Consider the following 10,551-nt stretch of genomic DNA (forward strand, 5'->3'; position numbering starts at 1 on the left):
CGAGGTTGCAATGCGTTGTTGAACCAGCCACTCGCCCACGGCGATTCGTGGCTGGGGGAAGACATTGCGTCTTTTGACTTTGCCGGACGTCAGCAGGTGGAGCGCGGCGGCGGACTCGCCCAGTTCTCCGGTCACATATATAAGGTCTCCGGCCTTGGCGCCCGAGCGCAGCAGAGCCTGTCCGCGTTTCACACTACCGACAACCATGATGTCGACCAACACTCGGTCCAAAGACTGTGCCGTGTCTCCGCCGGCGAGTTCAACTCCGTATGAGCGCGCCAGGCGGAGCAGGCCGGCGACGAATCGATCTACCCACTTCTGATGAAGATTAGTGGGCAACGCTAACGATAGGAAGGTAGCAACCGGTGTGCCTCCCATGGCGGCGATGTCGCTGAGGCCGCGAGCCAAACAGCGATGCCCGATACACTCGGGAGATTGCCAATCCCGCCGAAAGTGAACATTCTCCAGGCTGAAATCGGTTGTAACCAGCGTTTCCCGTCCGGCAGGCAGGCGCAGGATGGCGCAGTCATCCCCAATGCCTAGTGCCACCCTGGAATTCTTGGCCTGGCGGACGTTTCGAAGTCGGTCTAGAAGTTGGCGCTCGCGAAGGGGCATGGATGAACAATAGGCAATAGGCTTCAAAGACCAGCGATTAGCGATTAGTTGGACGATAAGCTTACTGCGAAAGCGTTGGTGCCGCCCTTCACCGACCAGGGGCTCGGATTTTTACCAGTCGCTGCATTGCCAGTTCTTCCAGCCCGCCGGCTAGTCACATTGCCAGCCGTCAGGCCGGTGTTTTCCCTTAACCGCAATAAAACCTTAATCCATATCCTATTGAAAACACACGAAGTTACTTAGGTAACCCCACTTTAGTGTTTGACACCAGAGAAGCTGCTTTGTTAACGTGCCGTAGATTTTAGAAATATCTCTGGCCGCAGGCCCGATGGTTGGTCTGGCACGTTGAGTTCGGGGCAGTGGTAAAGCTCCGCAAACTAAAAGCTCACTATCGTCAAGACAACCGGCAGAGGCGCTTGATCCCCAACCAGGGTGACTCCTCTGAGTAGTTAGAAAAAAGGGCAGCTCGAACAAAATCCGGTCGTTGGAGTGGTAATGCGGAAGCGTTATTACATCATGTTTGTCGCACGGGACGCCGACGGCGAACTCGTGAAGATGCCTATCCCTCTGCATTACCTGTACATGTTCATCGCGGGCGCCATCATCGGCATGCTCACCATCACCGGCATGGCCGGCTCCTACACGCGCATGCTGGTCAAGGTAGCGCGTTTCAACCAGCTTAAGGTTGAAAAGGAAGCCCTCAGCGCGAATTACAACAAGCTCGAGCAGGTAGCCAAAGAAAAGGACGTCCAGGTGGCGTCGCTGGGGTCGCTAGCCAGCGAAGTTTCCGCACTCTACGGCTTGAAGACCGAAACGGAATTTCAGTCGGCTGTCCCGGAAGAGGCAAAGGCACAGCAGGTCAGTTACTCAATCGGTCAGTTAGCGATTCTGAAGAACACAGCGATGTCCGGCGTTGCCGGTGCGGGAATCTCCGCAAGCTACGGCCACGTTGGCACGCTGAACATGAGCGACTGGGAGCGCCTGGCAGCAGCTCCGTCGTTATGGCCGGTAGAAGGAATTGTGACTGGATCTTTTGGCGAACGTATCGATCCATTCAACGGTGAAGGCGCATTCCACACCGGAGTGGACATCTCGACCCCTTTCGGCACGCCCATCATCGCTCCTGCCGACGCAAGAGTTAGAGCGGTAAGTTTCATTAACGGCTATGGTAGAACCGTGATTCTCGATCACGGCCACGGAATCACGACTCTATTCGGACACATGTCCGCTTATGGAACTGCTGAGGGCGCCTTCGTACATCGCGGAGACGTGATCGGCTTTGTCGGATCCAGCGGACGCAGCACCGGCTCACACCTTCACTACGAAGTCCGCATTCAGGACACGCCTGTGAACCCTCACAAATACTTGCGCACAATCTGGGCACGCAGTGGAACCGGCGTGATGACGGGGATGTAGGACGAGAAGCACCCAGCCGTCAGTACTCAGCATTCAGCCTCTTCACCTTCTCCCGTTTTGGAATTCCTAACTTCCCACTGATTCTCGTAACTTTACCGTTCCAGTTCGGGCTTTCTCCCGCGGCATTTCCCACTCAGAACAATTACAACGTCGTGACATCCGGATGACATCTCGTCAGGTCCCTGTGACTATGCTTTTTTCGCCACCCGTCTGATAACAAGACCTAAAAAGGAGAGCCTTATGAAATTGGGCTTGAGAACCTTTACTACGTTGCTTGTTCTCGCGGGGACAATCGCTTTAACGAGCTGCAGCGGCGGAAATGGCGGACACTCGATGCAGCCTGCGCCGGCCACGCCGCAGAGCGCAATGGTCACGGTGAACATCGGCGATGCTCCGAATGACCGCGTGGCGGCGCTTGAACTCACAATCGCCTCGATTTCCCTAACAAACAGTTCAGGAACAACCGTGCCCGTGCTCACATCTCCGATGCACATCGAACTACGTCGCCTCGCCGGCACATTCCGTCCTATCGCGCTTAGCTCGGTTCCAGCCGGGACCTACACCCAGGCGAACCTTCAATTGTCAGCAGCAGAGATTACCGTGTTGGATCCGGCCACGGGACGCTTAGTCGAAAAGAATCTGCCAGTTCCCAGTACGCCCGTGTCGATCAAGTTCGCATCGCCACTCATATTGAGCGCGCAGGTCGCGACCGTGAATCTCGATTTCAACCTTGCTTCCTCAGTATCGATCGATGCAGCTGGAAACATTACTTTCACGCCGATCATTGTTGCGACTACCGGCATGGTGCGTCCTGACAAGGAGAACCAGCACGAGGTCGAGGAGGGTGAGGTAGAGGAAGTAGTTGGTGCTGTGACGAATGTCGCCAGCCCAGCTTTCACAATCATGCTCGGACCCGGACCACAGACGCTTACTTTCACAACGAACAGCTCCACGGAGTTCAAAGGAGTAGGGAGCCTGTCCGCGATCACGAAGGGAACGATCGTCGAGGTGCACGCAGTTACACAATCCGATGGCACGTTGCTCGCGACAAAAGTCGAAGTCGAGATGGAAGATGAGAACGAGCTGGAAGCTGAAGCTGAGGGGCTGGTCGTAAGCACAACCGGCACTCCCGTCACTCAGTTCGCGATTCTAGTTCGCGACCACTCGGGCGACTCAGGCAAGTCCTCCCCGATTGGCACCACGCTCACAGTGAATGTAAACAGCAACACGAAATTCAACATTGACGCCGATGAAGTTGATCTAACCAACCTCAACTTCACGCCTGCCTTCGACGCTAACTCCCTGGCCAAAGGACAAAACGTAGAAGCCGAAATGGGGAGCCACGAGTTCGAAACTGAGGACGAGCATAGCGGCGGCATGGCAATAACCGCCGACAGAGTTCGCCTGAAACAGCAAGCTCTTACTGGCACCGTGTCTGCTCTTGCCCAAAATGGTACTGCCTCAACCTTCACGCTTACCGTAGCTGCAGATTCGGTTTTCGCGATGCTGAGCGGGCAGACCACGGTAACTGTCTTCGTGCAACCATCGACGGAGGTGAGAACAACCCCCGCAAACGGCGCGACGGTTCAGGTTCGCGGCCTGCTGTTCTTCGCAAGCGGCAAGTACAACCTGGTCGCGCATCGGATTGGCCAGCCGTAAAGCGTCGTTTGTGACCAATTACTCAGGGCCACGGCTTACACGTGGCCCTTTTTTTTGAACTTCGAAGCTGAGCTATTGTGCCTGCTCCGCCGCGCGCAACCACACGCCACCGCGATCCGCTCTGAGACGAAGCGTTGGACCACCGCCGTTGACATCGCCACGAATACTGTTGCCGCCGAAGCTTCCGCGCGCGAGCACAGCAAAATCTGTGCGGAAGCTGCTGCGGCGCGTTCGTTCAGCATCCAGCACGAAGGCGGCGCTCTTCGGCAGCGTCAAAGAGATATCGCCACGCGAGACCTGCAGATCGCTGTCGCCCGCCAGGTGCTGCAGCGCGATCTGAGCCGAGCCACGATCCAAGCTCACCCGGATACCTGTGCGGATACTTGAATCTCGAACCTTCACATCGCCGCGATCGGCATGCACGCGTAACTCGCCATCCAGGCGACTGACGTCAACATCGCAACGGTCGCTGCCGATGTCGAGCTTGCCTGCAATCCGCTGCACGGTCACGTGCCCGCGATCTGTCTTCAGCTCGGCATTCACTTGTCGTGGAAGATGGATCGTCAGATTCACCGCACGCCGTCCATTCCACCCGCCCCAGCTGTGGAAAAGATCGTTTGGATACTCAACCCTCACCGACCGGTGATGCTCGTCGCCCTCCACGTGGATCTTAGTTTCCCGCATCCATCGATCACGATCGGCGCCATCGCCCTCGAAGATCTTGTGTGCGTCCACCTGCATTTCGGCCTTCTCCCAACCCTCGATCGAAACGTCTCCGCGCCCGTTCTCGACCAGAACGGACCCGCCGGAAACCAGGGACACCTGCTGATGAAAATCTTCCTCAGTCTGAGCGACTGCGCCGGGCGCGATAGCCAGCGCCAACGCGGCAAACACGAATATCGGAATCTCAGTGCGCAACGAGAACCTGTGCGTCGAGCTTCGCTTCATCTCATCACCTCACAAGGCGAACTAGGCTTGCAGAAGTGTACGCGCGGAGCAACGCACTGGTTCCGCAGTCCGGATTCCTTCTTGAGTTTTTAGAGTTGAGCTAAACGGGCGGGAAAAATTAAAAGGGCTGCGACATTGGTTATGCTCCAGCTACCGGCTCCTGCGAGGGAGTCGACAACGTGGATACATGTACCGTCACAGCCCCTGATGCGATCACTGCTTTCGCAGTTCCAAACCCCGGCTGCACCTCGCAGTGTCCGCCGGTTTTTTCGGGTCTGGTCACCCTGTGAATTGCTTCACCGGGTTGATCACCCAGTCTACTTCGGCTCAGCAACTTGATAGGCACTGAACCTTTCGACCGTCGACGCAAACCAATCTAAAGACCAAGACCGAAAGTGTCAACGCTAATGATTGGTGCACACGCATTTGAAAACATCTGGAAAAGCGAGAACGCAAGCGACTGACGAGCGACAACTTACGGCCGCCATTTTTATTGTGTACTCGTTATTCACATACTTTCCACAAAACTAGACAACAGTTAAATCCCGCAGCACTCAAGGATTTACTTGACCACGAAGCAGAGTTGAAGCATGGTGTGAGTAGAACCAGAGCAGATGTCAGAATTTGTTGCCCACGTTGACGGCGGCTCGCATGGCAGTCCAGGACCATCGGGGATCGGTGTCGTCATCCAGGATCCCCAGGGCGAGAAGATCCGGATCTCGAAGTGGATTGGCCACCAAGACAACAACGTCGCCGAGTACGTCGCCCTCCTCGAGGCCCTGCAGCATGCCCTGAAGCTGAAAGCAAAAGTGCTGCGCGTCTTCTCCGACTCGCAAGTGGTGGTTCGCCAAATGACCGGCGAGTACGCCTGTCGCAGCCCCCGCCTCTACTCCCTCCACTGGACCTGCCGCAAACTAGCCCGCTCCCTCGAGTTCTCCATCTTCCACATCGAACGCGAATACAACATTGAAGCGAACCAGCTAGCCCACCACGCCGTCCGATCTCGCCAGTAAAACGGAACGCCACCGCAGGACGATGTTCGACTGGGATTACTTCCTCTTGCCAACACCGCGCAGGATGAGCCACCCACTTCTTAGAAGTTCTCAACAAGAAGTGAATATCTACTCCCCTGGTGTTTCCACAATGGGAAAGCATGTGCCGTCCAGCGCGCAATACCACCTTGGGGCTCAATCCTGTGACTTGCGTTGTAGGCCCAAAGGGTCTCTAGTCGAATTAGACAATAAGAAATCAGGCCCTCAATCGCCACCCTAAGCACAATCCGGAAGAACCAACCCGCAAGCAGTTTCCCTATAGGGGCTTATTGCCCAACGTGCTCAGAGTTCGAACCCCAGTTTGTGGCAGAGGGCTCGCTCACAGATGTTCAGTTGCGAGCTTTAACCCCAACCGACCATAAACGCATCCACAGACTAACCTGCTCTAAGGGCCACAGTTTCGAAGTGCTTAAGAAGGATTTGCTTGTCATTCCAGCGCACCACAGACTCGTTGTCGATCAGAATGGCGACAGGGTGGGAGTGTTCATTAACGACCAGCCGTCCAGCCTCACGTTCTGTCTTTCAAAATCGGCTGAGATTCAGCATTACATGAAAGGCCTCGCACAACCTCAAGCCAGAATTGACAAGAAGATGGCTCAGCTTCGGCGCAACGGAGCAACCGAGTTGTATGTCATTAATGAACCAGGAACTCTGCCCTTTCTGGGCGTAGACATTTCACCTCACAGGATGGATGCAAGAGGATGAATTCTTGATCGACATCCCAGGTGGGCAGCAATTTTGAATCGTGTTTTCCGTCGGTTTGTAACCAACCCATAGCGCCTCCAGTCGACAGTAGGTCAATTGTGACCAGTATTCCATCCAGCAACGTTCAATACTTGAACGTTTGGAGTGGCGTCGCGCCCTCGACCTTGGAGGTCTGAATTGAAGATTGATACGAGCACGCTGAATCGTTTGTTAGTTTGCGGAGTTTTGTTTACTTCTATGGCGGGTTGGGGTTTACCTTCCGAAAAGTTACAACAAACTGCGCCAGAGCAAGTCACGAGCATCGATCCGATCACTACGTTCCACGTTGTCGTAGTCGAACACACAACCAAAGCAGTTAACTACCACTTCCGCAGCGGCGCCACCAAAGTAAACTTGCAAGGCACAACTTTGATGCCCGACGCGAAGGGAACAGCCAAGGTAGAGAGCCACCTCGGCCGTCTCAGCCTACAGGTCCAGACGAATGGACTGGATTCTCCACAGAAGTTCGGAACGGAATATCTAACCTATGTCCTTTGGGCCATCACTCCTGAAGGCCGCGCTAACAACCTTGGCGAGTTCATTCCGGAAAACGACCGCAGGCTGGACGTGACCACAGATCTCCAGGCGTTCGGTCTGGTTGTAACTGCGGAACCATACTTTGGAGTTACCCAACCCAGCGATCTCGTGGTAATGGAAAATCTCGTTCGCCCGGATACGGTGGGAGCAGCCGAATACATTGAGGCTAAGTATGAACTCGTAGGACGAGGTCAATACATCCCCAAACGTTCTGAGTATGCCCCTTTAGTCCTCGATCCGAAGACGCCTCTGTATTTGGAGGAGGCGCGTAATGCAGTCCGCATAGCCCAGCTCAGCGGTGGCGAAAAGTATGCGGCGGAGAGCTTTGGCAAAGCAGCCAAACTCCTGCAGCAAGCGGAAGGTTATCAAGCAGTGAAGAAGCCAGACCAGAAGCCGATAGCCACCGTTTCCCGTCAGGCAGTCCAGGCAGCGGAGGATGCTCGTCTCATCAGCGTTCGCCGGCGTCATGAGGAAGAGCTTGCCAACGAACGCCAGGCCGGCGCCGACCGCGAAACCAAAGCCAAGAATGAAACCGAGCAGGCTAATGCCGAGACCCAGCGGGCCAAAGCTACAGCCGATGCTCAATCAGACGCGGCAAACAAAGCGCGTAGCGAGGCAGAAAATGCCCGCTCGGCACAGGCCAAAGCCGAGGCTGACACTGCTCAGAGCAAGCTCGACGCAGCCAGCGCTGCGACCCTTGCGCAACAACAGGCTGCCAAGGCAGAAAATGAAAGTCAGCGGGCCGATGCCGCGGCCAGTGCCGCCACGCTTGCGCAGCAACAAGCTGCCAAGGCAGAAGCGGAGAAAGTTGAACTGCGCGCGAAATTGTTGCAGCAGCTCAATGCCGTTCTGGAAACGCGTGACACATCGCGCGGCTTGATCGTAAACATGTCTGACGTGCTGTTTGAGACCGACAAGTACGCGTTGCGTGCTGTCGCTCGGGAACGGCTGTCCAAGATTGCGGGAATCGTGTTGGCGAACCCAGATCTCCATCTGGTCGCCGAGGGACATACCGACAGTGTCGGCACCGAAGCCTACAATCAGCAACTCTCGGAGCAACGTGCGGGATCGGTTAGGGACTACCTTGTAAAACAAGGAATTCCTTCCGTATCGGTAACTTCACATGGCTTTGGAAAAACCCAGCCCGTAGCTTCGAACGACAATGCAGCGGGAAGGCAGCAGAACCGGCGTGTGGAACTGGTGGTCTCTGGCGATGCGATCGGCAAAGGCCCCGTCGTGATCTCAGGAGGACAAAACTAGAAGCCCTCCATCCCGCCGGTACCGTGCTTGAGAGTCGCGGTACCGGCGTCTCCAAAAGCTTAAGATCAGAGGGAGACGTGAAATGCCTGTCGAAATCAAACGCTGTTTCATGTGAAGCGACATCAAAGCTCAGGCCGGGAGTCTGAAAGAAGCAATCGAGCGCCAGATGAAGATTCCCACAAGTATCAAAATGGGTAGTCCTGGTTCATTCGACGTTTCGCTTAACGGCGAGCGGATTTTCTCAAAGAAACAAATCGGCCGTATGCCACAGCAGGGGGAAATCATTCTTCTGCTACAGGCGAAGACGGGCATTTAGGATCACCCGGAAGATAATCTCCAAAGTACCTAAACCTTCCGGACGTTGTTTGCCTGTGGTCCTTTCTGTCCTTGGCCCGTTTCGAACTCGACTTTGTCGCCTTCCTTCAAGAAGACGCCGCCCTCAATGGCGCTGGTGTGCACAAATACGTCCTTGCCGCCGTTGTCCGGGGTTATGAATCCGAATCCCTTGCCATCATTGAAGAACTTCACTGTGCCTCGTGCCATATCTCTCCTTTTATTTCTTCTGCTTTATTTCTTCTTCGCCCAGCGCGCTGGGGCCGCCCGTCGCGCTCTTCCTTCGTCTGACTCTTTGGCCTCGTCTTGCCGGCTCGGCTTGCCACTGCGGAACGCTGTTCGGCGGTCATAGTACGAAGGCGCGCCTTCCCAAAGTCCCTGCCAGACGTGGTCCCGATACCGCAAGGTAAAACATCTCTCCGCCGGCAAAGCCCTCAGTCAGCCATCGCCATGTCTGACCGTGATCCACGGACAGGTAAACTCCTCCGTCAGTGGCAGTATAGAGGACGCCAGCCCGATTCGAATCGAACAGGTTGCCCACTACCTAGAGTTGATGTGTTCCCACCTGATTTCAAAAATAGACCTTAGCTCGGTTTTTAGTGACGAAGTCGCAGACGAAACAATACGCGCCGAGGTCACGTTGACGTGGAGAAAGGTTTCCATCACTGCTCTGCAGCTTTGTCGCTACCAGAACTGCCAATACTGTGGCGGCGCTGCGAACGTTGCCGGCGATCGTTATGAGTTCCCATCTGCTCAGAAGGAGTGTTTGCCTCTTGACATCGCCTTTTATAGAACCCGTCTGGCGGATTTCCTGCCTTCAGCCAACTGCCTGGGGGCTTCGAGCTTGGCCCTTAACTGCTCTGGAATCATAAGCTTTACAAGGAACGTGAATTTTTATTGAAGTGTGCAATTTTGAACAGCACTGAAAAACGCTGAATGAGAGACTCCCGTCAGCGTCAACTTCCAAGTGAGAGATTTTTAGTCGCCGTAGTGTCTGTTGCGGCAAGGAGGACACCATGTCCGACTCTCCCAAGAATCGGATACTAATCGTCGATGACGATCCCAGTATTCGCACCATGGTCGCGACGACGCTGTCGGTTGAAGGATACGAGGTTGCGACCGCCGAAAACGGCTTCGATGCTCTTTTGCAGCTGAAGACCAAGGTTCCTGAACTCATCGTCTCCGACCTGAATATGCCGCAGATGTCGGGATTCGAGTTTCTCTCAGTGATCCGCCGTCGATTCCCAGAGATATTGGTTGTCGCCATGAGCGGCGCCTATGAGTCTGGGGATGCGATCCCAGGCGGAGTAATTGCCGACGCTTTCTACGCCAAAGGCTCGGATACGCTGGCCTCGCTCTCGAGACTCGTCGGGGGCTTACTTCGAACTTCAGCTTCGCGTGCCATCGCCCATGCCACGCAGTCCGCTCCAGTGTGGGTTCCGCGAAACGGTAAGGACTCCAGAGGCATACCGTACATCGTTCTGACATGCACGGAGTGTTTGCGGTCATTTCCGCTGAACGTGTCGTCAGAGGCTACAGGCACGGTGATGGAAACGCCCTGCGTCTTTTGTCTCAATGAAGTGCGATACATCATTGATTTTTCGCTTTCAGTGGCTTCCCCCAGAAAGATGGAGGCCCTGCCCTCCATCGCGGGAACGCTGCAGAACTAGTGTGTGCAGCAGGGCCAGTTTGGCATCTGCCTTGGTTCGGGATTCAGGCGGTTCAGGTAGCTGAAGACTTCTCCAAGCGCCTCAGCATGGAACAGTGCGGGTGTCGAAATGGGAGCCGCCTGTCTCCAGTTCCTTATTCACTGTTCATTCACTGATCAGGGGGCTAACAGTGAATGAACAGCGAATTTATCAGCGAAATTATCAGTGAATTTCTTCCGCTGGATAGAACCCGCATGAACACTGGGGGACGCCCGAAGAGGCAGCGAATTTGCAGGGGAGCAACAGGGACTGCAATCGAAACGATCCTCGCAGCGTCA

Annotated in this window: 9 protein-coding genes; 6 read left to right on the forward strand and 3 right to left on the reverse strand. The window is 55.2% G+C overall.

Features of this window, described 5'->3' with window-relative positions:
• The coding region (gene thiL, locus VNX88_01795) for a thiamine-phosphate kinase (GenBank protein ID HWY67362.1) at positions 1 to 615 on the reverse strand (615 nt) is incomplete at its 3' end.
• Between the two features lie 495 nt (positions 616 to 1,110).
• On the opposite strand from thiL, the gene VNX88_01800 reads away from it, so the two are divergent.
• Both VNX88_01800 and VNX88_01805 read left to right on the forward strand, forming a co-directional pair.
• A complete protein-coding gene (locus VNX88_01800; GenBank protein ID HWY67363.1) occupies positions 1,111 to 2,031 on the forward strand; it encodes a M23 family metallopeptidase in 921 nt (306 codons plus the stop codon).
• Positions 2,032 to 2,271: 240 nt separating this feature from the next.
• The gene (locus tag VNX88_01805; GenBank protein HWY67364.1) at positions 2,272 to 3,690 is read left to right on the forward strand and encodes a DUF5666 domain-containing protein; all 1,419 of its coding nucleotides are present in this window, start codon (positions 2,272 to 2,274) and stop codon (positions 3,688 to 3,690) included.
• A gap of 72 nt (positions 3,691 to 3,762) precedes the next feature.
• Here VNX88_01805 and VNX88_01810 read toward each other — a convergent pair whose 3' ends face one another.
• Positions 3,763 to 4,638 (reverse strand): DUF4097 family beta strand repeat-containing protein, encoded by an 876-nt coding sequence (locus VNX88_01810; protein ID HWY67365.1) that lies wholly within the window; start codon positions 4,636 to 4,638, stop codon positions 3,763 to 3,765.
• A 614-nt stretch (positions 4,639 to 5,252) separates the two neighbouring features.
• Between VNX88_01810 and VNX88_01815 the strand changes: the two genes are divergently transcribed.
• The 3 genes from VNX88_01815 (at position 5,253) to VNX88_01825 (ending at position 8,547) form a co-directional block, all read left to right on the forward strand.
• On the forward strand, positions 5,253 to 5,651 hold the full coding sequence (locus VNX88_01815; GenBank protein ID HWY67366.1) for a ribonuclease HI family protein: 399 nt from the start codon (positions 5,253 to 5,255) through the stop codon (positions 5,649 to 5,651).
• A 921-nt stretch (positions 5,652 to 6,572) separates the two neighbouring features.
• On the forward strand, positions 6,573 to 8,231 hold the full coding sequence (locus tag VNX88_01820; protein ID HWY67367.1) for an OmpA family protein: 1,659 nt from the start codon (positions 6,573 to 6,575) through the stop codon (positions 8,229 to 8,231).
• A 142-nt stretch (positions 8,232 to 8,373) separates the two neighbouring features.
• Positions 8,374 to 8,547 carry an Rdx family protein gene (locus tag VNX88_01825; protein HWY67368.1) on the forward strand — a complete coding sequence of 58 codons (174 nt, stop codon included), beginning with the start codon at positions 8,374 to 8,376 and terminating at the stop codon, positions 8,545 to 8,547.
• Positions 8,548 to 8,576: 29 nt separating this feature from the next.
• On the opposite strand, the gene VNX88_01830 is transcribed toward VNX88_01825, so the two are convergent.
• On the reverse strand, positions 8,577 to 8,774 hold the full coding sequence (locus VNX88_01830; GenBank protein ID HWY67369.1) for a cold-shock protein: 198 nt from the start codon (positions 8,772 to 8,774) through the stop codon (positions 8,577 to 8,579).
• An 806-nt stretch (positions 8,775 to 9,580) separates the two neighbouring features.
• Here VNX88_01830 and VNX88_01835 point away from each other — a divergent pair.
• Positions 9,581 to 10,234 carry a response regulator gene (locus tag VNX88_01835; protein ID HWY67370.1) on the forward strand — a complete coding sequence of 218 codons (654 nt, stop codon included), beginning with the start codon at positions 9,581 to 9,583 and terminating at the stop codon, positions 10,232 to 10,234.
• The last annotated feature ends 317 nt before the right edge of the window (positions 10,235 to 10,551 follow it).

The organism is Terriglobales bacterium (assembly GCA_035567895.1).
Classification (GTDB): domain Bacteria; phylum Acidobacteriota; class Terriglobia; order Terriglobales; family Acidobacteriaceae; genus Gp1-AA112.